Annotated in this window: 23 protein-coding genes; 15 read left to right on the top strand and 8 right to left on the bottom strand. The window is 49.5% G+C overall.

Annotated features, from left to right (window positions below; genetic code table 11):
- Positions 1 to 29: 29 nt before the first annotated feature.
- Positions 30 to 1,754, bottom strand: a complete 1,725-nt coding sequence (locus AC4GL5_RS06515; RefSeq protein WP_490381985.1) for a protein kinase domain-containing protein — start codon at positions 1,752 to 1,754, stop codon at positions 30 to 32.
- Between the two features lie 362 nt (positions 1,755 to 2,116).
- Between AC4GL5_RS06515 and ppa the strand changes: the two genes are divergently transcribed.
- Positions 2,117 to 2,650, top strand: a complete 534-nt coding sequence (gene ppa / locus AC4GL5_RS06520) for an inorganic diphosphatase (protein ID WP_490381986.1) — start codon at positions 2,117 to 2,119, stop codon at positions 2,648 to 2,650.
- Between the two features lie 101 nt (positions 2,651 to 2,751).
- On the opposite strand, the gene AC4GL5_RS06525 is transcribed toward ppa, so the two are convergent.
- Positions 2,752 to 3,807, bottom strand: coding sequence for an AraC family transcriptional regulator (locus AC4GL5_RS06525; protein WP_490381987.1), 1,056 nt, complete (start codon positions 3,805 to 3,807; stop codon positions 2,752 to 2,754).
- A 314-nt stretch (positions 3,808 to 4,121) separates the two neighbouring features.
- Between AC4GL5_RS06525 and AC4GL5_RS06530 the strand changes: the two genes are divergently transcribed.
- Together AC4GL5_RS06530 and bktB are read left to right on the top strand one after the other, a co-directional pair.
- Positions 4,122 to 5,762, top strand: coding sequence for a fatty acid--CoA ligase (locus tag AC4GL5_RS06530; protein WP_490381988.1), 1,641 nt, complete (start codon positions 4,122 to 4,124; stop codon positions 5,760 to 5,762).
- Between the two features lie 117 nt (positions 5,763 to 5,879).
- A complete protein-coding gene (bktB, locus tag AC4GL5_RS06535; protein WP_490381989.1) occupies positions 5,880 to 7,058 on the top strand; it encodes a beta-ketothiolase BktB in 1,179 nt (392 codons plus the stop codon).
- Positions 7,059 to 7,198: 140 nt separating this feature from the next.
- Here bktB and AC4GL5_RS06540 read toward each other — a convergent pair whose 3' ends face one another.
- Both AC4GL5_RS06540 and AC4GL5_RS06545 read right to left on the bottom strand, forming a co-directional pair.
- Entirely contained in the window at positions 7,199 to 7,579 is a 381-nt protein-coding gene (locus AC4GL5_RS06540) for a hypothetical protein (protein WP_490381990.1), read from the bottom strand.
- Positions 7,580 to 7,742: 163 nt separating this feature from the next.
- Positions 7,743 to 8,801 carry a DUF2333 family protein gene (locus AC4GL5_RS06545; protein WP_490381991.1) on the bottom strand — a complete coding sequence of 353 codons (1,059 nt, stop codon included), beginning with the start codon at positions 8,799 to 8,801 and terminating at the stop codon, positions 7,743 to 7,745.
- Between the two features lie 185 nt (positions 8,802 to 8,986).
- On the opposite strand from AC4GL5_RS06545, the gene AC4GL5_RS06550 reads away from it, so the two are divergent.
- From AC4GL5_RS06550 to AC4GL5_RS06605, 12 genes are all read left to right on the top strand, one after another.
- Positions 8,987 to 9,499: a protein-disulfide reductase DsbD domain-containing protein gene (locus AC4GL5_RS06550; RefSeq protein WP_490381992.1), complete on the top strand. Its 513-nt coding sequence runs from the start codon at positions 8,987 to 8,989 to the stop codon at positions 9,497 to 9,499.
- A 440-nt stretch (positions 9,500 to 9,939) separates the two neighbouring features.
- On the top strand, positions 9,940 to 10,398 hold the full coding sequence (gene aroQ, locus AC4GL5_RS06555; protein ID WP_490381993.1) for a type II 3-dehydroquinate dehydratase: 459 nt from the start codon (positions 9,940 to 9,942) through the stop codon (positions 10,396 to 10,398).
- 108 nt (positions 10,399 to 10,506) lie between these two features.
- Positions 10,507 to 10,962, top strand: coding sequence for an acetyl-CoA carboxylase biotin carboxyl carrier protein (accB, locus tag AC4GL5_RS06560; RefSeq protein ID WP_490381994.1), 456 nt, complete (start codon positions 10,507 to 10,509; stop codon positions 10,960 to 10,962).
- Positions 10,963 to 11,021: 59 nt separating this feature from the next.
- Positions 11,022 to 12,362, top strand: a complete 1,341-nt coding sequence (gene accC / locus AC4GL5_RS06565; protein ID WP_490381995.1) for an acetyl-CoA carboxylase biotin carboxylase subunit — start codon at positions 11,022 to 11,024, stop codon at positions 12,360 to 12,362.
- 221 nt (positions 12,363 to 12,583) lie between these two features.
- Positions 12,584 to 13,483: a 50S ribosomal protein L11 methyltransferase gene (gene prmA / locus AC4GL5_RS06570; protein WP_490381996.1), complete on the top strand. Its 900-nt coding sequence runs from the start codon at positions 12,584 to 12,586 to the stop codon at positions 13,481 to 13,483.
- A 155-nt stretch (positions 13,484 to 13,638) separates the two neighbouring features.
- Complete coding sequence (locus tag AC4GL5_RS06575) at positions 13,639 to 14,691, top strand: DUF3426 domain-containing protein (protein WP_490381997.1); 1,053 nt, start codon at positions 13,639 to 13,641, stop codon at positions 14,689 to 14,691.
- 221 nt (positions 14,692 to 14,912) lie between these two features.
- Positions 14,913 to 15,923 (top strand): tRNA dihydrouridine synthase DusB, encoded by a 1,011-nt coding sequence (gene dusB, locus AC4GL5_RS06580; protein WP_490381998.1) that lies wholly within the window; start codon positions 14,913 to 14,915, stop codon positions 15,921 to 15,923.
- A 29-nt stretch (positions 15,924 to 15,952) separates the two neighbouring features.
- Positions 15,953 to 16,231, top strand: coding sequence for a DNA-binding transcriptional regulator Fis (fis, locus tag AC4GL5_RS06585; RefSeq protein ID WP_490382061.1), 279 nt, complete (start codon positions 15,953 to 15,955; stop codon positions 16,229 to 16,231).
- A gap of 86 nt (positions 16,232 to 16,317) precedes the next feature.
- Positions 16,318 to 17,913, top strand: coding sequence for a bifunctional phosphoribosylaminoimidazolecarboxamide formyltransferase/IMP cyclohydrolase (purH, locus tag AC4GL5_RS06590; protein WP_490381999.1), 1,596 nt, complete (start codon positions 16,318 to 16,320; stop codon positions 17,911 to 17,913).
- A 192-nt stretch (positions 17,914 to 18,105) separates the two neighbouring features.
- Positions 18,106 to 19,989: a sensor histidine kinase gene (locus AC4GL5_RS06595; protein WP_490382000.1), complete on the top strand. Its 1,884-nt coding sequence runs from the start codon at positions 18,106 to 18,108 to the stop codon at positions 19,987 to 19,989.
- A gap of 9 nt (positions 19,990 to 19,998) precedes the next feature.
- Positions 19,999 to 20,733, top strand: coding sequence for an AraC family transcriptional regulator (locus AC4GL5_RS06600; protein ID WP_490382001.1), 735 nt, complete (start codon positions 19,999 to 20,001; stop codon positions 20,731 to 20,733).
- Positions 20,734 to 20,859: 126 nt separating this feature from the next.
- Positions 20,860 to 21,762 (top strand): DMT family transporter, encoded by a 903-nt coding sequence (locus AC4GL5_RS06605; RefSeq protein ID WP_490382002.1) that lies wholly within the window; start codon positions 20,860 to 20,862, stop codon positions 21,760 to 21,762.
- Between the two features lie 80 nt (positions 21,763 to 21,842).
- Here the strand turns inward: AC4GL5_RS06605 and hisD are convergent, their stop codons facing one another.
- From hisD to AC4GL5_RS06625, 4 genes are all read right to left on the bottom strand, one after another.
- Positions 21,843 to 23,153: a histidinol dehydrogenase gene (gene hisD / locus AC4GL5_RS06610; RefSeq protein ID WP_490382003.1), complete on the bottom strand. Its 1,311-nt coding sequence runs from the start codon at positions 23,151 to 23,153 to the stop codon at positions 21,843 to 21,845.
- A gap of 111 nt (positions 23,154 to 23,264) precedes the next feature.
- On the bottom strand, positions 23,265 to 23,909 hold the full coding sequence (gene hisG / locus AC4GL5_RS06615) for an ATP phosphoribosyltransferase (protein ID WP_490382004.1): 645 nt from the start codon (positions 23,907 to 23,909) through the stop codon (positions 23,265 to 23,267).
- A gap of 18 nt (positions 23,910 to 23,927) precedes the next feature.
- Complete coding sequence (gene murA / locus AC4GL5_RS06620; protein WP_490382005.1) at positions 23,928 to 25,190, bottom strand: UDP-N-acetylglucosamine 1-carboxyvinyltransferase; 1,263 nt, start codon at positions 25,188 to 25,190, stop codon at positions 23,928 to 23,930.
- A gap of 28 nt (positions 25,191 to 25,218) precedes the next feature.
- Positions 25,219 to 25,476 (bottom strand): BolA family protein, encoded by a 258-nt coding sequence (locus AC4GL5_RS06625; protein ID WP_490382006.1) that lies wholly within the window; start codon positions 25,474 to 25,476, stop codon positions 25,219 to 25,221.
- Positions 25,477 to 25,597: the final 121 nt, after the last annotated feature.

Below are 25,597 nucleotides of genomic sequence, written 5' to 3' on the forward strand. Positions count from 1 at the left end.
CGGCTATCTGAATAAGATCAACCGCCTGTCTAAAAAACCATGCTGCCAATTAGTAAAAGTAGCAGGATACCTGATAAGCCTTTCCAGAACATCAGCGGATTACGCTCGGCCAAGGGAATGCTTCCCTCTTTCATGTAGTGAGGATTGGGCTTTTTCAGATCGTAGATAAATTCGGACAAGCGCCGATAACGCAACTCAGGATTCGGCTGCAACGCACGACGCAAAGCCCCATCTAACCAGACAGGCACCATAGGATTGAACTGATAACTGGGCAGGTATTCCAAACGGGAAAAATCCGCCCGACTATGGAAATTATCCATCTGATCCGCATAAGGTTGCTGGCCGGTCAGCATCCAGTAGGCGATCACTGCCAGTGAGAACTGATCCGCATTCGGCCCCGGCTCACGGTTCAGACGATACTCCGGAGCACTATAGGGTGTTAAACCCACCATCCGCAGAATCGACAAGGGCGAGGGCAGATCATCTGTTCCCGGCACCGCACAGGAAGCAAAGTCGATCAGTTTGATCATACCCTGCTGATCCACAAGGATGTTATCCGGGTGGAGACCCTGGCAGAGAATATCCCGGCGATGCAAAGCGCGAATCGCCTTCACCATCTGCTCGATCAGATCAATAAGTCGACGTAGTTCAGCATGCGGATTCTGGGCCATCCAGTCTGTAAGCGTACGACCATCGACATATTCCCGCAGATAATAGAGGTAATTGCGTGGTCGTGAAGCATCGACAATCTTGGCAACATAAGGCGAGTTTACGCGCTCTACCACCCATTGCTGCATGATAAATTGCCGGAGGAAATCTTTGCGACTCTCAAGCTGCGGCGAGGGTGCCTTTAATACCATCACACGGCCGGTATGTTTATCTTCAACCCGATAGATGCAGCTCATATTGCTCTTGTTGAGCACTTCCATCACCCGATAGCCATCCAGATCATCACCCACATTAAGCTCACGGGGGACAGGAAGCGCACCAAAAGCTTCACCGATGGTGTCACCGGATTCCTCCGGTAACATATCGATACGCACCAACTGAAAACAAAAATGCGTACTGCTGTAACCCCGGGCGCTGGCTTTCTCCATAGCAACATTCAGGAGCTGATCACAGGCTTCATTCAGGTCAGATGCATTATGGCGAATCTGCTGCACATAATCAGACGCCACCAGAGTGCCTTTGCTGGCCTGAGTGGTGAACAGCAGGATATCACCCTGCTTAATCGAGAACTGGTGGTAATCAATATCCACACTGGGATCAAGCCCCAGCGCACGGGAAGGATAACGATAGCCGCCGATAAAGTTGGTATGTTCACGGTTAAGCTGTTCAAACTCACCACCGCGCAGGCGATAAACCAGCGTATCGCCCATGTGAAAAAGATGACCATGACGGCCTTTCAGCACCACGCCACTGAAGGAGCTGATGTAATTACCGTTAGTGACATTTTTACCCTGGCTGAACAACCAGCCGTTCAGGGCACTCAGTACCTTCGTCGCTGAGGTTTTCACATCCCAGTTGTCGGGCGTGGCATAGTAATCTGCCAAAAACCCCCGCACACAGGTCTCCGCTGCCTGCTTCGCAATGACATTACGCCAGGTAGAGTCAGCGACAACAGCAGAAATGCCCTTAGCGGCCAAACCAGACCCTTCAGGAATTCTGATGGACATGGTAGAGCGTATAGAACTTCTGTCCGGCGCAATAAAAGCCTGGCCATAACTGATTTTTAGTTGACTGTCTCGGGTCATTGCACCAACTCGGATCGGTTTTCCATAAATTGCTCGTTTTTGCTCTTCAGATCTGCCCAAAATACTGCGTAAGAGGGCCGCTAACCCGCAACAGGTTAACTCATCTGGGGCTATGCAAATATTATGCAATAGTGTCTGCCAGCCTGCCTATCCCTCACCCAAAAGGTATGTGACAAAATCCCGTCTTTTTGACGTCATTAATGACTCCCCCTGAGCCCAACACCGCGCAGAGTGTGTTCTTTAGTAGGAATCGAAGCCTGAGCAATGGCAATCAAACTTCGGTAACTATATAATCCTGCCAGCTTTTAAGAGGGGTTAGTCCCTACTTTACTATTCACATTTCTCTTTCTGGGGTCAGAACTATGGATTTTGATAAAATTCCAGCGGGCAAAGACGCACCAAACGATATCTATGTAGCCATTGAAATTCCGGCACAAAGCTCTCCAATCAAGTACGAGATTGAGAAAGATTACAGTGCGATCATGGTTGACCGTTTCATGGCAACCCCAATGTTCTACCCTGCAAACTACGGCTTCATTCCGAACACCCTGTCTGAAGATGGCGATGCCCTGGACGTACTGGTTATCACTCCATACCCGGTTCTGCCAGGTTCAGTAATCCGCTGCCGTCCTGTTGGCGTTCTGAACATGTCTGACGAAGCCGGTCCTGACGCTAAACTGGTTGCTGTTCCACACGACAAGCTGACCACCGTTTATAAAGAGATTCAGGACGTAGACGATATCCCTACTCTGCTGCGTGAGCAGATCACTCACTTCTTCGAGAACTACAAAGATCTGGAAGAAGGTAAGTGGGTTAAGGTTGAAGGTTGGGGCAACGCTGCAGAAGCGCGTGACGCAATCGTTAAATCTATCGAAGCCTTCAACGCAAGCAAATAAGCTTACGTTTTATGGCTCGAAAAAACACGCCGGTCAGTCCGGCGTTTTTTTATGCCTGTTATTTATTCCCATGTCGTTTTTTAAGGCGGCACCTTGCGTCGTTATGAAAGATCCATCCGCACAAGGCTCTGACGCAGTTTCTTTGGCGTCTCATCAAACCAGCGCTTAAACGCCCGGGTAAAATTAGCAGGATGATTGAACCCTAAACGATAGCTGATCTCACCTATGCTGAGATAATTCAGACGAACCCAGTGCAATGCCTGCTTTTGACGCAGTTCATCCAGAACTTGCTGATAACTGGTCGCTTTCTCCTGAAGTCTTCTCTGAAGCGTTCGCGGACTCATATTGAGCTGCCCCGCGACCTCTTCTATAGACAAACGCCCCAGAGGCAGATGATTCAACAACAGAGACTCAAGGCGGGTTCTCAGATCACTCCGGCCCAGCCGGGCCAGATACTCGGCCACCAGCGCATCGTTCTGTTCCGCTAACTCAGGGCTCGCTGTCAGCAGAGGCTGGTACATAGCGGCAGCCTCAAAAATAATCTTGTCATGGGAAGCATTAAAAAAGACAGGGCATTTAAAAAGACGCTGCCAGGGTGTTGGATCCATCGGCTGAGAGCGGCTTAACCAAACACTTTTAGGTGAAAATCCCGGGCGATAGATATGACGCGATGTCAGTACAGAAGTACCGATAAATGCATCCATCTCTTCCGGTGACAACTGCTCCCTGCTCAGACCCGGCCGACGACAAACACTGATCTCAATATCTGCGCCAAAGGGAGTAATGGTCATTTCAGCGTAATCAGCAAACATGCGCAGATTTTCTGCTAGCCTTCTGAAGCACTCCATCAGAGTGTCACTTGCCCAAATAGCAAACCCCAGGGCATGCCAGGATGTAGGCCTTACAAAACGGGCAACGGTCAAACCTACCGCTTCATCACCCGTCAGATTTCGGGCCAATCGCCAGAGACGGTCAATGGTCGCCAGTGGATAACGCGTTTCCGGCTGGTTAGCCACACTTTGTTCGATACCCACCCGCGCCAGCAGCGAGCTGCCATCAATATGATATTGATCCAATGCCCGACTGATTACCAAAGGCCAACTGCCAATCACTGTTGCCTCATAACGCTCTGAAGACCGGATCACAATTTCGCTCAAGTTACAGCTCCTGCCAATTAGAGTGACTCATGAGTCCGTTACCACACTGTCTGTTCAGGCATCATATTAGGGCAAAAAAATTATCATTTCACGCCATTAACTATTCTTTGGGCGTCAGCATCTTGTTGCTGACCTCGCTTTCGCTCAAAAATCAGACGGGTTGATTTGAGAACGAACATTATTCAGGGGTGAACACCCCGTAACTGAATCACCTCTAACAAAGTCCCCCTCAGGTCAACGGGAAGCACTGTTGGTTGCCCCATAGGGCATAAGCGGGCTTCTGACTTCATAACAAAAACAATCGGAGATGCAGTATGCCAACTAAAATTTTACAGGGTGCAAAAGCCGCTAAGTCCTATCCACTGCTAATCAAACAGATTTTTGCTTCTGCAGGTCGGTTTGAGCCAGACAATGAAATTATTTATCGGGGTGACACCCGCTTCAGCTACCGCCAGTTCCATCAACGGGTTCAGCAGCTGGCCAATGCGTTAAAAGCCGCCGGAGTGCAGGCCGGTGATACTGTTGCTGTCATGGACTGGGACAGCCATCGTTATCTGGAATGCTATTTTGCGGTTCCTATGCTGGGTGCGGTTCTGCATCACGTAAACATCCGCCTGTCGCCGGAGCAGATCGCTTATACAATGAATCATGCCGAAGACAAAGTGGTACTGGTTCACGACGATTTCATCCCTCTGATTCAGCAACTGAATGATCACCTGAATACCGTAGAGCACTATGTTCGCCTAACGGATCAACCCGGTAGTGAAGCCGTTGGCAACGTCGACTTTATCGGTGAGTACGAAAGTCTGCTACGTGCTGAGGAACCGACTTGCAAATTCCCTGATTTTGACGAAGACAGCATCGCCACCACCTTTTACACCACAGGTACGACTGGCAATCCAAAAGGCGTGTTCTTCAGCCATCGCCAACTGGTACTGCATACCCTGAATATGGTGAGCATGCTGGGCAGCTATGCCGGTATTCCACTTTTAAGATCTGACTCGGTTTATATGCCGATCACCCCTATGTTCCATGTTCATGCCTGGGGAGTACCCTACGCAGCAGTGATGCTGAACTGCACACAGATCTATCCGGGACGTTATGAGCCCGATATGTTAGTGAATATGATTCATGAACATAACGTTACTTTTTCCCACTGCGTACCCACTATTCTGCAGATGCTTCTGGGCTGTGAAAGCGGGCAAAATGCACGCTTTGATAACTGGAAAATCCTGATCGGTGGTAGCGCACTGCCTCAGGGACTGGCCAAGGCCGCGATGGACAAAGGGGCCGATATTTATTGCGCCTATGGCATGTCTGAAACCTGCCCGCTGCTGACAGTAACTCATCTGAATAAAGAACAAAGGTCACTGCCCGTTGAGCAACAGTTAAAATACCGAACACTAACGGGTGTCCCAACAAACCTGGTTGATCTGACCATCACCGAGCCCGATGGCAACAAGGTCGCACATGATGGCCAATCCGTTGGTGAAATTACCGTTCAGGCTCCCTGGCTGACACAGGGTTACTTCAAAGAGAGCGAAAAGCAGGAAGAGCTGTGGGAAGGCGGTCGGTTACACACCGGCGATGTCGCCAGCATCCATGAAAATGGCTTTGTTGAGATCAAAGATCGCATCAAAGATGTGATTAAAACCGGTGGTGAGTGGCTCTCCTCTATTGAACTGGAAAACCTGATCAGCCAGCATGCTGATGTTGCCGCCGTCGCCGTCGTTGGCGTTCCCGATGAAAAATGGGGTGAACGACCTTTCGCCATGGTTGTACCAAAAACACCGGACCTGACTCAGGAAGCACTGCAAGAACACCTGAACCAATATGTGGACTCCGGCCGCCTCTCTAAATGGGCGATTCCGGATCAGATTCGCATGGTGGACGATATCCCGAAAACATCGGTCGGTAAGATCAACAAGAAAGAGATCCGTGCGCAGCTGAATTAAGAGCGGATAACCGGGGCCTCTTCAACGATAGGCTCTGGCAGAATTTCTGTCAGACGTAAACTTTATACCTAACACAGCCCCGCGGTCTGAACAGATCGCGGGAATCAGGAGCAAGGCATGACTCAAAAAGTAGTATTTCTCAGCGGTGTTCGTACCGCGATTGGCGGTTTTGGCGGTAGTCTGAAAGACACCCCCGCGACGACGCTGGCAGCATCAGTAACTCGCGAAGCCGTTAGCCGCGCGAATCTTCAGCCGGAACAGATCGGCCATGTGGTGTTTGGTAATGTTCTGCATACGGATCGTCGCGATATGTACATCAGCCGTGTTGCAGCCCTTGAAGCAGGTCTGCCGGTTAACACTCCGGCACTGACCGTAAACCGTCTGTGTGGCAGCGGCCTTCAGGCGATTATTACTGCTGCCCAGCAAATTGAACTGGGTGTTTGTGATGCTGCTGTTGCCGGCGGTGCAGAGTCCATGAGCCGTGCTCAGTACTGGGTTCCTGCGGCACGTTTTGGTCAGCGTATGGGCGATGGCCAGATTGTCGATTCTATGACCGGTGCTCTGACCTGCCCGATGGAAAACTACCACATGGGAGTCACTGCCGAGAATGTTGCTGAGAAGTGGGAGATCAGCCGTGAACAGCAGGATGCGCTGGCGGCACTCAGTCATCAGCGTGCACAGGCAGCCTCCGAACAGGGGCGTTTCAAAGATCAGATCATGCCGGTTGAGCTGAAAACCCGTAAAGGCACCACTGAGTTTGCAACGGATGAGCATATCCGCCAGGACTGCACCGCTGATGATATGGGTAAACTGCGCCCGGTATTTCAGAAAGAGGGCTCGGTTACAGCGGGCAATGCATCAGGGCTGAACGATGCTGCTGCTGCCGTCACCATGATGTCTGAAGCAGAAGCCCAGAAACTCGGGCTGACACCAATGGCAAAACTGGTTGGTTATAGCTTCGCTGCCGTTGAGCCTAAATATATGGGAATTGGTCCGGTTCCGGCCATTCGTCAGCTGCTGGAAAAACACAAGCTGTCTGTTGACGATATTGATGTCTGGGAAGTAAACGAAGCGTTTGCCGCGCAGGCATTAGCGGTGGCTAAAGATCTGGGCCTGCCGGAAGATAAGCTGAACCCTAATGGTAGTGGTATCTCTCTGGGTCACCCGGTTGGTGCAACAGGTGCAATTATCACCGTTAAAGCACTTTACGAGCTGGAACGTGTGCAGGGTAAATATGCGGTGATCAGCCTCTGTATCGGTGGTGGTCAGGGTATTGCCATGCTGATTGAGCGCTAAAATGGTAACGGTCTTAGCTGATGGAAAGTGAAACCGACCGAAAACAAAGCGATAGAAAGCGATAGAAAGCAAAAAGGCTCCCGAAGGAGCCTTTTTGTATCAGGGAAATAAAAACCCTGACCCACTAAAAACAGTAATGCTTAATAGAAATCATCACTTGCTTTAGTTTGAACCATCTCACCACTAAAGAGAGACAGCAACAGAGCTGAAATTCGCTCATGCATGATCACGGTATGGTAGTTACCACTCTCCTGCATATGGCTGCGCAGCCCATCCCGCACCGCTTTTACACCAGTCACATCGATAATAATGTCGATCTCCTGACTGTTTACCAACAGATCATTCATGTCGGTCGTTGTAGGAACCCGGTTTTCACGGGCCAAAAGCATGCCAGGTGCATCCTGATTGGTATCTGCCACACCAATAATATCAACAAATTCAGCTTCAAAAAGCTTCTGCAGCAGCTCAATACCGGCATGACCTGCGCCAATAACCGCAATCTTAAAATGCTCCGTACTCATCTTTTATATCCTTGTATTCTTTGTTTTATTAACTAAAACGCTAAGTGAGAGTGACAAAAAAACGGGCTAAAGCAAAGCAAACAAAACCGTTTTTTGCTGTAAGCCTATGGCTATTAATGATTAATTTGAGTCAGGTCATACTCACCTATACCGATAAAGATGATCAGCCCTGTGACAACAACTCACGCAGGTCGATAATCGCGGCATTAGCCCGGGAGATGTAAGACGCCATCACCAGCGAATGGTTAGCAAACATGCCGAAACCACTACCATTGAGGATCATAGGACTCCACAGCGGCTCCTGAGTTGCTTCCAGCTCACGAATAATCTGGCGCAGACTGACCTCTGCATTTTTATCTTTCAAAACGCCCTGAAAATCAGTCTCAACTGCTTTCAGAATGTGGATCAGTGCCCAGGCGGTTCCGCGGGCTTCATAGAAAACATCATCAACTTCTGTCCAGGGGGTTTTTACCTCCTGAAGATCCGGTTGACGGGTAGACTGAGTCGCAGAGGGATCACCCGCCAGATTGATATTCACCTGAGATTTTCCGACACTGGCGCTTAAGCGCTGAGACAAACTGCCCAGACGGGTTTCAACATCCATCAGCCAGTTTCGCAGGTTATCAGAGCGTGCATAAAACTGAGCATCGTTCTGATTGTCATCCGCCAAACGGTCGCGATAGCGGATCAGCGCTTTAATACCCTGACGGTATTCGCCCTCTGTGGAGGGCAGAATCCAACTGTTACTGTCAAAGTTGAACTGAGGCTCAACAATCGTCAGATCTTTGTCTTCCGTCGATTGAGACTGGGAACGGGAAATATCTTTACGCAGAGAACGACTCATATCCCTGAGCTGGATCAAAACCCCATATTCCCAACTGGGAATGTTATCCAGCCAAACTCCCGGTGGAAAACGATCATTCGCCAAATAGCCGCCCGGCTTATCCAACAAAGTCTCAGCAATACGAATCAGAGTCGTTGTTGTCGCATAACCCACTACAGCAGCATCCTCAGTCTGGCCATTAAGCTCTGCGGTGGTTCGGACATGCTCTGCAACGGAAAATGACTCCGGCTCCTGACTCCAGTACCAGCCCACACCGACAGCACCAATCAGGTATAGCGCAAGACCACCGCCAACCACCTTTCCCAGCGTCCCTCCGGGTAAATGATCTTTGAGGTTATCCCACTGGTCAGCGACTTTCGCTCCTAGCTGCTTTAACATTCTGTATTCCTCATGCGTGCTGATAATTTCACTTTGGCCGGAACCCTGTGACAAAGACAGCGTCTCATCTGACCGACATTATCTGTATTATGGGGCTTATTAATTGAAAACCCAATGCAGTACATGAGGCTGAACAGGATGTTCAGTTAAGGAATGATCTCAAACCGTCTACAGGATCCCCATTGGTGAACATTTTATTGATCAGAAAACGCTCCCGTTTGACCTATAAGCTGCTGATATCTCTGTCACTCATCGCTTTGTCTTTTCCCCCCAGCCCAAGCTGGGCAGGTTTTTTTGACAATAAAACCTCAGGGTTCAGCAGCTCGTCTGCTGAAGGCTTTCTGCCGGTTGAAGAAGCATTCCGACTTGAAGGGGCATTAAAAGCGTCTACACTGACCCTCACATGGGAAATTGAACCGGCTCACTATCTCTATCGATCACGCTTTAAGGTCCGCAGCCTGGTTCCTGAGAATGCTGAACTTATCCCAGTAAGCATTCCCAATGGAGAGAAGGTAGATGATGAATTTCAGGGACGGGTTGAAATTCTTCGGGACAAGGTCCAACTGATTTATCAGTTCGATCTCAGTGATTCTGAGCTTAAAGAAGGCGTTGTTGTCGAGGTCATCTTTCAGGGCTGCGCGGAAGCAGGACTTTGCTACCCTCCTCACCGACAACAACTGAACCTGATCCCAAGATAGATCAATCACTGTTCATTAAGAGGTGGGCAACAGAGCCTTAAAAGCCCACTTTTAAAGTCAAAAACGCCCTTGCACAACCTGCAGGTTATTTCTATTTATCAGCCACCAAAGAAGCCGGTAAATAACATCATTAACAGACCGTTTTTTGTCTGATTCAGATCACTAAAACCTGGATTTTACCTTTTAAGGTACAAACAGGTAAAATTCAGTAACACGCAGTAAAAAGCAACCAAACAAAGCAGAACAGACGAAAACTGGACAAGAACTGTCAAATTCGGCAAACTACGCCTACTTGCTAAGTAAAAACTGCTTTTTTATCATCATTTAACCGATATTAAATGCAGTTAAACTTACTTTTAACGATTTTAGCAGCAAACAGAGTTAAACACCTGTTTGCTTTTTTATTTTCGCTTTTTTGTCACCTGGATACTCTGTTGATTATGGCTTCCATTCTGGTGTTAAACGGCCCCAATCTGAACTTGCTCGGCACCCGCGAGCCCGAAATTTATGGCAGCCAAACGCTAGCTGACATTTCAGAGCTTCTTGCGGAAACAGCATCGAGTCAGGGCCATCAACTGGAGTGCTTTCAGAGTAATGCAGAACACGCTCTGATCGATCGCATTCATGCCGCCCGGGATGAAAGTGTCGACTTCATCATTATCAACCCTGCTGCATTTACCCACACCAGTGTCGCTCTTCGCGATGCACTGCTGGGTGTTCAGATCCCCTTTATTGAAGTGCATCTGTCAAATGTGCATGCCCGGGAATCTTTCCGCCATCATTCCTACCTGTCCGATGTGGCTCAGGGAGTAATCTGCGGTCTCGGTGCCCAGGGTTATGATTTTGCGCTAATGGCAGCGATCCGGTTTCTGGAAAATAAAGCACCCAAATTAGTCTGATCGGACACGCTCCGGTCTGGCCGAAATTCTCTGCATCTGCAGAAAACTCACAATAGCCGATGCGCAGCCTCGGCTCATATTCCACACACAAGTGAAAAGAGATTAATCATGGATATTCGCAAAGTTAAAAAACTGATTGAGCTGCTGGAAGAGTCCAACATCGCTGAGATCGAAATTCAGGAAGGCGAAGAATCTGTTCGCATCAGCCGTAACATGAGCGGTGCTCAGGTTCATTACGCACCAGCTCCTCTTGCTGCTGCCCCTGCTGCTGCTCCGGCCCCCGCTGCTGCTCCGGTAGCAGAAGCAGCACCTGCGGCGGCGGCACATGCTGGCCATCTGGTGACTTCTCCAATGGTTGGTACTTTCTATCGTTCTCCGGCGCCAGGTGCAAAAGTGTTCGTTGAAGTGGGGCAGCAAGTTAAGAAAGGTGACACCATCTGCATCGTTGAAGCGATGAAGATGATGAACCAGATCGAAGCGGATAAAGACGGCACTATCGGTGAAATTCTGGTTGAAGATGGTCAGCCGGTTGAGTTCGATCAGCCGCTGGTTTCTATCGTTTAAGCCATTGCTAACAACGACAGACAACCTTCTTTTGACTCCAGAATTCATAAGGCTCGATCATGCTTGATAAAGTACTTATTGCAAACCGGGGTGAAATTGCGCTACGTATCCTGCGTGCCTGTAAAGAATTAGGCATTAAGACGGTAGCCGTTCACTCTGCAGCAGACCGTGATCTGATGCATGTTCGTCTGGCAGACGAATCTGTATGTATTGGTCCGGCTTCTTCTACCGATAGCTATCTGAATATTCCGGCAATTATCAGCGCTGCTGAAGTTACCGATTCAGAAGGCATCCACCCAGGCTATGGTTTCCTGGCTGAAAACGCAGACTTCGCCGAACAGGTTGAACGCTGCGGCTTCAAATTTATCGGTCCAAAAGCAGACGTTATCCGCCTGATGGGTGACAAAGTTTCTGCCATCGACGCAATGAAAAAAGCCGGTGTTCCTACCGTTCCGGGTTCCGATGGCCCTCTGCCGGATGATCCTGAGTATGTGGTTCAGACCGCACGTCGCATCGGCCTGCCGGTGATCATCAAAGCTGCCGCGGGTGGCGGTGGTCGTGGTATGCGTGTTGTTCACACAGAAGCCCACCTGGTAAATGCGGTTCAGGTAACCAAAGCTGAAGCTAAAGCCGCTTTCGGTGACGATACCGTTTACATGGAAAAATTCCTGCAGAACCCTCGTCACGTTGAGATTCAGGTTCTGGCTGACGGCCAGGGCAATGCGATCCATCTGGGCGACCGTGATTGCTCCCTGCAGCGCCGCCACCAGAAAGTTCTGGAAGAAGCACCGGCACCGGGTATTCCGGATGATATCCGCCGCGAAGTTCAGGAACGCTGTGTACAGGCTTGTATCGAAATTGGCTACCGCGGTGCCGGTACCTTCGAATTCCTGTATGAAGATGGCGGTTTCTACTTCATCGAAATGAACACCCGTGTTCAGGTTGAGCACCCGGTTTCTGAAATGGTAACCGGTGTGGATATCGTGAAAGAGCAGCTGCGCATCGCCAGCGGTCTGCCTCTGACCATCAAGCAGGAAGATATCGTTATCCGCGGACACTCTTTCGAGTGCCGTATTAATGCGGAAGATGCGAAAACTTTCCTGCCATCTCCGGGTAAAGTGGATCATTTCCATTCACCGGGTGGTCTGGGTGTTCGTATGGACAGCCATCTGTATGACGGCTACGTGGTACCACCGTACTACGATTCCCTGATCGGCAAGCTGATCACCTGGGGTGAAACCCGTGAGATCGCACTGACCCGTATGCGTAATGCTCTGGATGAGATCGTGATTGACGGTATCAAGTCCAACATTGGTCTGCAGCAGGATCTAGTTCGTGACAGTGGCTTTATGGAAGGTGGTGTTAACATTCACTACCTCGAGAAGAAGCTGTCTCTGTAATCTGGCCCGCTGATAACCATCAGCTCTGATTACAACGACCTGAAAAACCGGAAGCTACCGCTTCCGGTTTTTTTCGTCTGCAGGTATATAGATCCCCCTTCTTCCCACACCCCTCAACATCGCCCACGAAGCAGACAATTCGGTGTACAATAGCGCCAAACAGAGCCTTACGGCTCGCATTTATTGTTCTCAAACCGTTCTGAATATACCCGGAGACACAGATGCCTTGGCTTCAAATTAAAATGGACACTAATCCAGCTCATGCTGAAGTACTGGAAGAGTTTCTACTGGCCGCAGGTGCCAATGCGGTTACTCTGGAAGATGGTGCCGATCAGCCTCTTTTCGAGCCTATCCGGGGCACGACGCCGCTCTGGAGCCAAACCCGCATTACGGGTTTGTTCGATGCCGAGCAAGATAGTGATGCGATGCTGCAAAATTTACAAAGAGGCTGGGCTTCTGTTTTTCCGGATCAGGCCTTCCCGTCACCACGCATCGAAATCCTGGAAGATAAAGACTGGGAACGAGAGTGGATGGAAAACTTCCACCCGATTCAGGTTGGTGATCGTCTCTGGGTCTGCCCAAGCTGGAAAGAAGCACCAAACCCTAACGCAACCAATCTTCAGTTAGATCCGGGGCTTGCCTTCGGAACCGGCACCCATCCCACCACCTTTATGTGTCTTGAGTGGCTGGATCAAAACGCCGTTGATGGTCAGACGGTGATCGATTATGGCTGTGGATCAGGTATTTTGGGTGTTGCAGCCCTTCTGCTGGGTGCAGAAAAAGCTTACGGTATCGACAACGATCCTCAGGCTCTGGTCGCTACCCGAGAAAATACCAATCGTAATGGCCTCCCTGCTGAAAGCTTTGATGTGTTTTACCCCGGAAAAATCGGTGATGTTAAAGCTGATCTGATGCTGGCTAATATTCTGGCGGGTCCACTCATTGACCTGGCCCCCACTATTTCAGCTCTTGTTAAAGATCAGGGCAAGCTGGTGCTTTCCGGCATTCTTTCCCATCAGGCTGACGATGTTAAGGCAGCCTACGCGCCGTGGTTCAACTTCGATCCCATTAAACAGAAGGATGAGTGGGTTTGCCTGAGTGCCACTAAGGTTCAGTCCTGAAGCAACCCACTAACGGACACTACAGCGAAAAAAGCATACTTTCCTCAATAACTTGAAGCTGTTATAAACAGGTGATCCCCTTTGAACGGGATTGCCTGTTTGCTTTCATAATCTTATGATGTAACTCAGACTCTTGTTGGAAGAATGACTCACCGATGATGGATGACCGGCTAACCCGTTGCCCCCACTGCTCAACCTGCTTTGCTATTTCTGATGCGGATCTGCAACAGGCATTCGGCGTCGCTCGCTGTGGACGCTGTAAAAAAATCTTCAATGCAGCAAACCACCTGTTTGAACTTGAAGCGGATGATAACTCGGTTTCTCTGGCATCCTCTGCTAGCGCCATTGCTGATACACCGGAATCCTTTGTAGAACAGGAAACCGCTCCTGCGGCATCTCATCGAACTGAGGAGGAACCCGCAAGCGTTTCCCCCGATAAAAAATCAGCGCCTGCTGACAACCCACAAACGACAGCCGATACGCCTGCAAACACAGAAGAATTTTTGGAAACGCTGCCGGATGCTCCGGATATCATGCTGGATGACAATGATCTGTCCGCTATTCGTGATGCCCGACAGGCCCCGGAGCTGCGTCAGCATCAGTTGGATGTTTCTTTAAAAGCAGACCGCAATGATGATGCGCCTAACTTCAACCCAGAGCTGCACTTCAGTGCAGAACCGGATCACGAGCCTCACGAAAAGAAACCAAAAGAAAAGCCCGTAGCTAAAAATGCAACAGGACTCCCCTGGATTCCAGCTACGTTGGCAGCCAGCCTTATCCTGCTCATACTGGTACTGCTTTGGGGAAATACCCGTGCTCTGAGTGAATCACCGGGCTTATCAGGTTTTGCAGAAGCGATCTGTGGTATGACCGGCTGTGAACACTACCTGCCTTCTGATTTTGATGAGCTTAAAGCCTCTCAGCTGGCGATTTTTGAAGTTAACAAACAACTCATCGCTGAGCTCGTACTCAATAACCCAACGGGCAACCCACTCCCTTTCCCCGCAATTATGCTGGAACTGAGAGACCGTAGTGGAAAAATAATATCCGAGATTATTTATCAACCAGATACCTACCTGAAAGACAAACCTTTCGCGGATCATATGTTACCCCCCGAGCTACCGGTTGCCCTGTCTTTCCCAATCCAGGCAAAAATCAGCAATATCGAAAATCTATCCGTTCGCTACTACCCTCCTGCCACTCAGTAACCTTGATATTCTGAACAGGTAAAGTGCTTCTTTGCTCCGTCGAAGCACTATTTCTGGCTATTTTTTAATCAATCTTTCCCTCTTCAGCTTTACTCTTGCAGGATTCCTAGTATCATTAGCGCCCCTCGATATGCCCGATTGGCGAGGTCTTGCGGACATTTCGCAGTCCCGTGCCCTAATCATCTCGTCTGTCTGACGAAGTTGAATACTTACGGTTACCCATGGTCAAAATTGGTTCTTACACCTTAGCCTCACCGGTTATTCTTGCCCCTATGGCAGGGGTAACGGATCGCCCCTTCCGACAGCTTTGTCGCGAATTGGGTGCAGGCCTTGTGGTGTCTGAAATGGTGACCTCAGATGTCAGCCTGTGGAATACCCGAAAATCCCGTTTAAGAATGGATCACACCGGTGAAGAGGAACCCCGCTCCGTTCAGATTGCGGGGGGCGATCCTGAGATGCTGGCTGAAGCAGCACGCTTAAACGCAGAGCATGGTGCCCAGATTATCGACATCAACATGGGTTGCCCGGCGAAAAAAGTCTGCAATAAAGCCGCCGGATCAGCACTTCTGAAAGATGAAAAGCTGGTCTCAGAAATTCTTGAAGCCGTTGTCGGGGCTGTGGATATCCCGGTTACCCTCAAGATACGCACAGGCTGGAATCCGGAAAACCGTAACGGTGTGACCATTGCCCGTATCGCAGAAGATGCCGGTATTACAGCCTTGGCAGTCCATGGCCGTACCAGGGCTGATGCTTATAAAGGTAACGCAGAATACGACACCATTGCCGATATAAAACAGACCATCTCAATTCCGGTATTCGCCAATGGTGATATTACATCTCCGGAAAAAGCCCGCTATGTTATGGACTACACCGGAGCCGATGCCGTTATGATAGGTCGTGGCGCACAGGGGCGACCCTGGATCTTTAAGCAGATCAGCCATTATCTGGCCACCGGTGAGCAACTTCCTGAACCTGAAGACCAGACCAAACACGAGATCCTCAGCCGCCACCTCAATGCGCTGTACGCCTTTTACGGTGAGCTAATGGGGGTACGAATCGCACGCAAACATGTGAACTGGTATCTGGGGACCCAGGAGTCCGGCAGTCATTTCAGACGTTACTTTAACCAGCTGGATCAGCCAGAAGCCCAGCAGGCGGCGATCAGGAGTTTCATCCTGGAACCCGAGCAGCTTAACCACCTGATGACCCCAGCGGCGGAAACAGTACTATGACCGCCCTAACTGATAAGAACATGAACAATATGGATAGCTCCGATAATACTTCTGAGATCGTCAATCAGGCTGAGAATCGTCCCCGCACTCTGCGCAGCAGCGTAGAAGAAGCGATGAAAAACTATTTTGAACATCTGGACGGTCAGCCCGCAAGCAACCTGTATCAGATGGTACTGGCCGAGGTAGAAGCGCCGCTGCTTGAAGCCGTTATGACCTATACCAAGGATAATCAGAGCCAGGCATCCGAGATTCTGGGTCTGAACCGGGGTACATTGCGCAAAAAGCTGAAAACCTACGGCATGCTGTAACCCAAAACCGACTTTTTAATGAAAGCGGCAGATAACATCTGCCGCTTTCTGTTTTCTTATCACCCTTTGAGAAAGAAGAGCAAACTATGTCAGCCACAACGTCTGCCAAAGCACAAAACCTGCCTGTTCGCCGAGCGCTTATCAGCGTTTCCGACAAAACAGGTGTTGTTGAATTTGCCCAAGCTCTGAGCGAGCGCGGTGTTGAAATTCTGTCCACCGGCGGCACGTACAAACTGCTGAAAGAGCAGGGCGTACCAGCAGTTGAAGTTTCTGATTACACCGGTTTTCCTGAAATGATGGATGGCCGTGTTAAAACACTGCATCCTAAAATTCACGGTGGCATTCTGGCGCGTCGCGGTATGGATGATGCCGTGATGGCTGAAAATGGCATTCAGGGCATCGACCTGGTTGCCGTTAACCTGTACCCGTTCGAAGCCACGGTTGCCCGTGATGACTGCACCCTGGAAATGGCTGTGGAAAACATCGACATCGGCGGTCCGACCATGGTTCGCTCTACCGCTAAAAACCACGCCTTTGTTTCTATCGTGGTTGATGTAAACGACTACAGCCGTATTCTGGCGGATATGGATGCCAACGACGGTGCGGTTGAACAACAAACCCGCTTCGATCTGGCCATCAAAGCCTTTGAACACACGGCAGCTTACGACGGCATGATCGCCAACTACTTCGGCCGTCTGGTTGAAGGTGGCAGCGAAAACTTCGCCCGTACATACAATGTTCAGTACGAGAAGAAGCAGGAGATGCGCTACGGCGAGAACCCACACCAGAAAGCGGCCTTCTACGTTGAGAAGAACCCGGTTGAAGCCAGTGTTTCCACCGCGAAACAGCTGCAGGGTAAAGAACTGTCTTTCAATAACGTTGCCGATACTGATGCCGCGTTTGAATGTGTTAAATCCTTCGTTGAGCCAGCCTGTGTGATCGTTAAGCATGCTAACCCTTGTGGTGTAGCTATTGCAGACAACCCACTGCAGGCTTACGAACTGGCGTTCCAGACCGACCCTACCTCTGCGTTCGGTGGCATCATCGCGTTCAACCGTCCGCTGGATGCTGACACTGCAAAAGCGATTGTTGATCGTCAGTTTGTGGAAGTGATCATCGCACCGGGGGTTTCTGAAGAAGCCAGCGCTATTGTGGCAACCAAAGCTAACGTGCGTCTGCTGGACTGCGGCGACAACTGGCCGGGCGAGCGCGATCACAGCTTAGACTACAAGCGTGTGAACGGCGGCCTGCTGGTTCAGGATCGTGATCTGGGTATGGTGACTGATGAAGACCTGAAAGTGGTCACTAAGAAAGCACCGACCGAAGAGCAGATGCGCGATCTGGCCTTTGCCTGGAAAGTAGCAAAGTTTGTTAAATCCAATGCGATCGTGTACGTACGCAACGGTCAGACGATCGGTGTGGGTGCCGGTCAGATGAGCCGTGTTTACAGCGCTAAAATCGCCGGTATCAAAGCGGAAGACGAAGGTCTGGAAGTACCGGGATCTGTGATGGCATCTGATGCCTTCTTCCCGTTCCGTGACGGTATTGATGCAGCTGCTAAAGCCGGTATCAGCGCGGTAATTCAGCCGGGTGGTTCTATGCGCGATCAGGAAGTGATCGATGCGGCTGACGAACACGGCATGGCAATGGTATTTACCGGCATGCGCCACTTCCGTCATTAATACCCCGTAAAAACCTGTCCGACATCACTACAAGACAGGCTGCCTGACAAAACCCCGAAAGTAATTTCGGGGTTTTGTTTTTCTACTCAATCGAACCGCGCCGAATAAAGTTGCGAGTCCTGTGTTCAGCCTTTATGCTGAAAAAAACAGTTATTTATTTATGATTTCTACGTTGGGAGACCCGTAGTCTCTATGCAACTGTCGAACGCGAATAAACTCTCACGCCACCCTTTCGCCAGCATTATTGGTCGCCGGATAATTATCATTCTGATAATTATCAGCAGCCTGATCACCCTAATCTCCACAATCATTCAGCTCTATGGCGATTACCACGATGAAGTCAGCGCTGTTGAAACACGATTTCAGGAGCTGAAAGACGTTCACGTTGAATCTCTGACGATCAACCTTTGGGAGTTTAATGAACGGCAGTTAAATATCCGACTTGAAGGGCTGGTTAAACTTCCGGATATCTCTTTTATTCAGGTCACTTCCGCTACCGGCAGTCAGAGCTGGCAAGCCGGCTCTCCGGTTAAAGGCGACAAAATCACTCAACTGATCCCACTGGAATACAATAACCAAGGCAGTGACGCCCGTTTCATGCTGGGGCAGCTTTATGTTGAATCCTCCAGTGAACGTATCTATCAGCAACTTCTGGAGACGTTCCTCTCTCTTCTGATCGCGAATGGTATTAAGACCTTTATTGTCTCGGCACTGATTCTTTGGGTTTTCCAGCTTAGTGTAAACCGACGTATTACCGGGATTCTTGGTTATCTTGATCACTTCCGCCCGAACCAAAGGCATCAGCCTCTGGCACTGGAACAAACACCTTTTGTGACCTCTGCACGGGATGAGATCAGTATTCTGGCACTATCTATTAATCAGCTGAGCCACACACTGAACCGGCTTTATGCTGAAATAGAAACAGAGCGCGACCGTTTTACCGATTTTGCCAATGCCGCCTCGGACTGGCTCTGGGAGACCGATCAGGACGACAAACTGATTTTTGCATCCGAGCAGATGCTGTACCAACTGGAGCTCATCGATATCCAGGCGTACAACCGTAAGCTTATCGACCTGATTCCAGATAAGGCACTGACCTCAGCGATTGAAAGCAGACATGATTTCAAGGGACTGGAAGTTAGGTTAGCAATCCAAGGCGTAGAGCGAATTTTTGTTTTTAATGGCAAGGTGGTCAATTCAGAGTCTCAAAGCGCTGTGATGCGCGGCTCTGCCGTAGAAATCACCTCTAAGAAGCGGGCCGAACAAGCCTTGCAGGAGCTTAATGACACCCTTGAAAAAAGAGTTGTTCAACGAACCCTTGAGCTGGAAAACTCTCTTCGTGAGCTTGAAATCACTCAAAACCAATTGATTGAACGGGAAAAAATGGCATCACTTGCCTCTCTGATTTCCGGTATAGCCCATGAAATTAACACACCACTGGGCGTCGCGATTACGGCAGGTAGTATGTTGGAGCCGCCTTCTAATAGTGACTACAACTACGAAGCCTACAAGCTTATGCAGGATAATCTACAAAGGGTTGTTCGCTTGGTACAGGTTTTTAAACAAACCGCGGCCCACAACGGTAAGAACAAAGTTGAATCGGTATTCGTCAAGCAGTTACTCGGTGACGTAATCATAGGTCTTCAGCAGAAGCTGCAAAAAAAACAGGTCAGTGTCCAACTGGAATGTGAGGATAACCTCAACTGGCCAACAATCACCCATAGCTGGGTACAAATCTTTCATCAGCTAATCGACAACAGCCTTGTTCACGGTTTTTCGGATGCTAAGCCGGATAACCTTATTCGGATCACCATTACCGAAAACTCTAAAGGGCTCGATATCTGTTACGAAGACAATGGCATCGGTATGAGCAAAGAAGAGCTGGAAAAGATTTTCGAGCCCTTTCACACATCCAAACGCAGTAGCGGATGTACTGGTTTAGGTATGCATATCGTTTATAACCAGATTTTTCAGGCACTAACGGGAAGCATTCAGGTCCACTCGGAAGCTGGCATGGGGCTGAAAATTCAAATCCAACTCCCCCCTCTCCCTGAAACGCTTACCATCAGCGGTTAAGATTCAATCGTGCAGCCTCGAATTTCAATCCGTTCCTATACCCGAAATCCCAGAAGCCATCACCATGATTACGCTCAGGTGGTAGTCCCTCTTAAAGGAAAAATCATCCTAGATCTGTTTGATGCTATCGAGCCAACCTCTGCGTTCTTTGAGTCTGAACTAGGGGTCGGACAAGCGGTTCTGATTGAAAACGGGGTGATTCACCGCTTCTCCTCCCATGAAAACGCACGTTTTCTGGTGGCGGATATTGCAGAATTACCAGAACCTCCCGCAACAGGCCGCTCCCCGCTACTCAGTGTAAGCGAGCATTTTTTCAATTTTTGCCTGTTTGCGGAGCAACAACTGAACAGTCAGTTTGACCCAAAAATCGAAACAGCAATGACCGATATATTTGTCCGCCTGCTCGCTCAGCAAAGCGCTTACAATCTGACGGATAAGCGTATTGAACGTGTCTTAGCCTACCTTGAATCGGATCTAAGCCGGACACCGGAACTCAGAGAACTGGCTGAACTTGCCTGCCTTAGTCTGAGTCACTTCAAAGAGAAGTTTCGCGCCATTACGGGGGAAACACCCCTCCAGTATCTGTTGCATCTGCGCATGAAAAAAGCCAGGGCCTTGCTCAGTCACAGCGATACGCCAATCGCTCTCATTGCCCTGCTTGTGGGCTACTCGGATGCTTCGGCTTTCAGTCGACGGTTCCGAAGCTATTGGGGTCAGTCACCTAAGGATTATCGTCCCTCTTAGGATCCCTAACCCACTGAAAAGCAGATTCCCGAAACATCACAGCGGCTTTTCAGCACATTTTTTTACCTTCATCCCACTAGAATAGTGTTCATTCAAATCTCAGTAACTATTCAACAGGAAGAAGATATGCCTACTTTTTTAGGGTTGTCAGCGATTACGTTATGGGGTGGATTAGCTCTTCTGGGAAGCCTGACAACTCGGGTACCTGCTTTCCAGTTACTTTTCATCTGCTTTTCAATTTCAGCAACTCTGATGTTTCTTAATCGGATATTGCAAAAACGCCCTGTGCTTAAAGGCCCCGATATGACTGTTAATCAATGGCTTACTGGCATATCAGGTTTATTCGGTTTTCATTTCTGCTACTTTATGGCTCTTAAATTTGCGCCTGCCATGCAAGTCAGCCTGATCGTTTATCTTTGGCCTCTTCTGCTGACAGTGTTGGTGGCAACTCCCGGGCAGAGAAAAAGAGCATTACTGGGAGGTATGACAGGCTTTATTGGTGTGAGTCTGGTGATCACACAAAACCAGACCGGTGCAGCTGCCTCTGTCATCTCACCTCAGTATCTCACGGGCTATGCCCTTGCGATTTGCTGCGCTCTGATCTGGTCATTTTATTCTTGGTCTCTGGCAAAGAACGGCGGCAGTGCTGACGATATTGGCTGGCTTTCCCTGGCAGTTGCCGCGCTATCCCTAACCGCACACTTGCTCTTGGAGAAGACCTACTTACCATTCACGCAAACAGAAGTCCTAGGCGCTTTACTGCTGGGTTTAGGCCCCGTAGGCGGTGCTTTTTACTTGTGGGATGCGGGTATGAAACACGGAAACCGATCTTTGCTGGCCATATCCAGTTTTGCAGCCCCTTTAATCACAGCATTCAGCCTGGTCATCGCAGGTATCAGTGACTGGAGCCTGATACTGCTGACAGCACTGGTATTGGTCATTTCCGGAGGTCTCATCGCCAATCCACCGAAAGCAAAGCTAAGATCAACAAACGAAGTGTCATCAGAAAGCGAGCTGTCACAGAGTTAATCGACGACACGGCCAAATGTCAGACACAAAAAAACCGGCACCTTTATCAGGGCCGGTTTTCTGTTTAAGTGCTGTCTTGCTTAATCTTTAATGCGATATTCCGCTGAACGGGCATGAGCTGTAAGACTTTCGCCCCGCGCCAGTACCGATGCGGTCTTACCCATTTCAGAGGCACCCTCAGCTGAGCACATAATCAGCGATGAACGCTTCTGGAAATCGTATACACCCAGTGGCGATGAGAAACGTGCTGTGCCTGAGGTCGGTAATACGTGATTCGGGCCAGCACAGTAGTCACCCAGCGCTTCAGCGGTGTAACGCCCCATAAAAATAGCGCCAGCATGGCGAATTTTACCCACAACCGCCTGAGGATCTTCTATAGAAAGCTCAAGGTGTTCAGGGGCAATACGGTTCGCCACTTCGATCGCTTCATCCAGATCTTTAACCTGAACAAGGGCGGCGCGCTCTGCCATTGAAACACGAATAATCGGCTCACGCTCCATAGTTGGCATCAGTTTCTGAATACTGGCTTCCACCTGATCGATAAAACTTTTATCCCAACTCAGTAGTATTGGCTGGGCATCTTCATCGTGCTCAGCCTGAGAGAAAAGGTCCATAGCAATCCAGTCCGGATCGGTTTTACCATCGCAAACCACCAGAATCTCTGATGGCCCAGCAATCATATCAATACCCACGGCACCAAACACCATGCGCTTAGCAGTCGCGACAAAGATGTTGCCCGGACCAACGATCTTATCAACACGAGGAACAGTCTCTGTACCGTATGCCAATGCCGCAACCGCCTGAGCACCACCGATCGTAAAGACTCGATCTACGCCCGAAATGCATGCAGCAGCCAGAACCAGTTCGTTCAGCTCACCACGGGGTGTCGGTACAACCATAATGATTTCATCAACACCGGCAACTTTAGCAGGAATCACATTCATCAGAACAGAAGATGGGTAGGACGCTTTACCGCCCGGAACGTAGACACCTACGCGGTCCATTGGCATTACCTGCTGGCCCAGCAGGGTGCCATCTTCTTCCGTATATTCCCAGGAACCCTGAGCCTGCTTTTCGTGATAGCGACGAACGCGCTCTGCGGCCTGTTCAAGGGCTGAACGCTGATCTGCAGGCAGTCCATCAAGAGCTTCCTGCAAACGCTCTTTGCTCATTTCCAGCTGGGAGAATTCATCCACATGCAAATGGTCGAAGCGCTCTGTAAACTCCATAACCGCTTTATCGCCATGGCTTTTAACCTGATGCAGAATATCGGTAACCGCTTGGTTAACCGCGGTATCTGATACAGATTCCCAGGCAAGCAGAGTATCAAGCTGTTGAGAAAAGTCAGCTTGAGAAGAAACAAGTCGTTTTACAGAAACGTTCGAAGACATAGGGATTTTCCGGTTCCAAAAAGAGACTAAAGGAAAAGTGACCGGAGGATGAAAGTTACCTCCGGACAGAAAGCGAAACGACCTAGCGTCAGTTGTCTCGCTTGCGTCTTATTAGCTTACTGCAGAACGCAGCTGCTCAATAATCGGCTGAATCAGCTGATGCTTCATTTTCATGGCACCCTGGCTGACCACTAAACGTGTACTGATATGGGCGATATCTTCACGGGCTTCCAGACCATTCGCCTTCAGCGTATTACCGGTATCAACGATATCAACAATCTCATCCGCCAGATCCATAATCGGAGCCAGCTCCATACCGCCATACAGCTTGATCAGATCAACCTGAACGCCCTGCTCCGCATAATAGCGCTTGGCAACATTAACAAACTTGGTTGCTACACGGATTCGGCCATCAGGGCGTTCCTGCCCTTTCATGCCTGCCGTCATCAGACGGCAACGGGCAATGTTCAGATCCAACGGCTCATAAATACCTTTCGCACCATGTTCCATCAGCACATCCTTACCGGATACACCCATATCGGCAGCACCCAGTTCAACATACGTCGGCACATCGGTAGCACGGATAATGATGAGTTTAACGTGATCCAGATTGGTATCAAAAATCAGCTTACGACTTTTGCGAACATCTTCCAGCGGATATATTCCTGCCTGCTCAAACAGCGGCAGAGTTTCATCCAGAATTCGCCCTTTTGACAGAGCGATAATCAGTTGTTGCGGTTCTTGCGATTGACTCATAGTAACAAATAAAACCTGTTAGCCTGGGATTCGACGGATCTTAGCACCTAAAAGTTGCATCTTTTCTTCAATGCACTCATAGCCACGGTCGATATGATAGATACGATCAACCAGAGTATCCCCGTCAGCCACCAGACCAGCAATAACCAAGCTGGCCGATGCCCGTAAATCCGTTGCCATTACCGGGGCACCTTTCAGGCGTTCAACACCCTGAATAATCGCGGTATTACCCTGAACATCGATTTTGGCACCCATACGCAACATTTCCTGAACGTGCATATAGCGGTTCTCGAAGATGGTTTCGGTGACACTTGAGGTGCCTTCGGCGACAGCATTCATCGCAACAAACTGTGCCTGCATATCGGTTGGGAAAGCAGGATATGGCGCTGTACGCAGGTTAACCGCTTTAGGGCGATTGCCTTTCATGTCCAGCTCGATAAAACCTTCACCGGTGGAGATATGCGCACCGGCCTCCTGAAGCTTCAGAAGAACTGCATCCTGAATATCGGCACGGGTATCTTTAACCAGAATACGACCACGGGATGCTGCCGCAGCAACCAGATAAGTACCGGTTTCAATACGGTCAGCCACAACATCATGCTGACAACCGTGCAGCTTCTCAACACCTTCTACTACCAGTCGGTCAGTACCAAGACCTTTGATGTTTGCCCCCATGGCGATCAGGCATTCAGCCAGGTCGGTGACTTCAGGCTCACGAGCAGCGTTTTCAATAACACTGGTGCCTTCGGCAAGGCAGGCCGCCATCAGGATATTTTCTGTACCGGTTACCGTTACCGTATCAAACAGGATATTAGCACCTTTCAGGCGACCATTAACCTTGGCTTTGATATAACCATCTTCAACCAGAATCTCGGCGCCCATGGCTTCAAGACCACGAATATGAAGATCCACCGGACGACTACCAATGGCACAACCACCGGGCAGCGATACCTGAGCTTCGCCAAAGTGAGCCAGCAAGGGTCCCAACACCAGAATGGAAGCGCGCATAGTACGCACGAGATCATAGGGAGCGTGACAATTGCGGATCGTTCGGGCATCCACCTCAATACGCATCTTTTCATCGACAACCGGTTCAATACCCATGCAGCTTAATAGCTCGATCATGGTTGTGATGTCATGCAGGTGAGGCAGGTTACCAATACGAACCGGCCCTTCTGCTAACAGGGTTGCCGCCAAAATAGGTAATGCTGAGTTTTTTGCGCCGGAAATACGGATATCGCCATCCAGTGGGCGACCTCCGGTAATAAGTAGTTTATCCATCTGCGATCCGTAATAATTAAATGTGCGATTAGCCTACGCGGAGTTGAGCGGCATCTTTCCATTGATCAGGCGTAAACGTGCGAATCTGTACCGCGTGAACGTCGCCGGACGCAATCAGGTCATTCAGACCGGAGTATACATATTGCTGCTTTTTAACGGCAGTCAGAGAGGCAAACACCTCACCAACAACAATAATTTCAAAATGACGACCATCATCACCCTGAACCATTACTTCGCAATCAGTCAGTTTGCTTTCTAAAATGTTTTGCAATTCGCTGGCTTGCATTTTTGTCTCCGCGTTTGAGTTAAGTGTTGCCTGTAACAGAAGCCACACTCGGGTAATAAAACACGCTTGCTAAAGCTAAGGGGACAATATTATTAGAAATAAGGGCAAAAGGCGATTTTTG

Source organism: Oceanospirillum sp., from assembly GCF_982874595.1.

Coding starts and splice junctions, on each gene's coding strand:
- AC4GL5_RS06515 (WP_490381985.1), bottom strand. CDS start 1,754: ATGACCCGAGACAGTCAACTAAAAATCAGTTATGGCCAGGCTTTTATT.
- ppa (WP_490381986.1), top strand. CDS start 2,117: ATGGATTTTGATAAAATTCCAGCGGGCAAAGACGCACCAAACGATATC.
- AC4GL5_RS06530 (WP_490381988.1), top strand. CDS start 4,122: ATGCCAACTAAAATTTTACAGGGTGCAAAAGCCGCTAAGTCCTATCCA.
- bktB (WP_490381989.1), top strand. CDS start 5,880: ATGACTCAAAAAGTAGTATTTCTCAGCGGTGTTCGTACCGCGATTGGC.
- AC4GL5_RS06540 (WP_490381990.1), bottom strand. CDS start 7,579: ATGAGTACGGAGCATTTTAAGATTGCGGTTATTGGCGCAGGTCATGCC.
- AC4GL5_RS06545 (WP_490381991.1), bottom strand. CDS start 8,801: ATGTTAAAGCAGCTAGGAGCGAAAGTCGCTGACCAGTGGGATAACCTC.
- aroQ (WP_490381993.1), top strand. CDS start 9,940: ATGGCTTCCATTCTGGTGTTAAACGGCCCCAATCTGAACTTGCTCGGC.
- accB (WP_490381994.1), top strand. CDS start 10,507: ATGGATATTCGCAAAGTTAAAAAACTGATTGAGCTGCTGGAAGAGTCC.
- accC (WP_490381995.1), top strand. CDS start 11,022: ATGCTTGATAAAGTACTTATTGCAAACCGGGGTGAAATTGCGCTACGT.
- prmA (WP_490381996.1), top strand. CDS start 12,584: ATGCCTTGGCTTCAAATTAAAATGGACACTAATCCAGCTCATGCTGAA.
- AC4GL5_RS06575 (WP_490381997.1), top strand. CDS start 13,639: ATGATGGATGACCGGCTAACCCGTTGCCCCCACTGCTCAACCTGCTTT.
- dusB (WP_490381998.1), top strand. CDS start 14,913: ATGGTCAAAATTGGTTCTTACACCTTAGCCTCACCGGTTATTCTTGCC.
- fis (WP_490382061.1), top strand. CDS start 15,953: ATGGATAGCTCCGATAATACTTCTGAGATCGTCAATCAGGCTGAGAAT.
- purH (WP_490381999.1), top strand. CDS start 16,318: ATGTCAGCCACAACGTCTGCCAAAGCACAAAACCTGCCTGTTCGCCGA.
- AC4GL5_RS06595 (WP_490382000.1), top strand. CDS start 18,106: ATGCAACTGTCGAACGCGAATAAACTCTCACGCCACCCTTTCGCCAGC.
- AC4GL5_RS06605 (WP_490382002.1), top strand. CDS start 20,860: ATGCCTACTTTTTTAGGGTTGTCAGCGATTACGTTATGGGGTGGATTA.
- hisD (WP_490382003.1), bottom strand. CDS start 23,153: ATGTCTTCGAACGTTTCTGTAAAACGACTTGTTTCTTCTCAAGCTGAC.
- hisG (WP_490382004.1), bottom strand. CDS start 23,909: ATGAGTCAATCGCAAGAACCGCAACAACTGATTATCGCTCTGTCAAAA.
- murA (WP_490382005.1), bottom strand. CDS start 25,190: ATGGATAAACTACTTATTACCGGAGGTCGCCCACTGGATGGCGATATC.
- AC4GL5_RS06625 (WP_490382006.1), bottom strand. CDS start 25,476: ATGCAAGCCAGCGAATTGCAAAACATTTTAGAAAGCAAACTGACTGAT.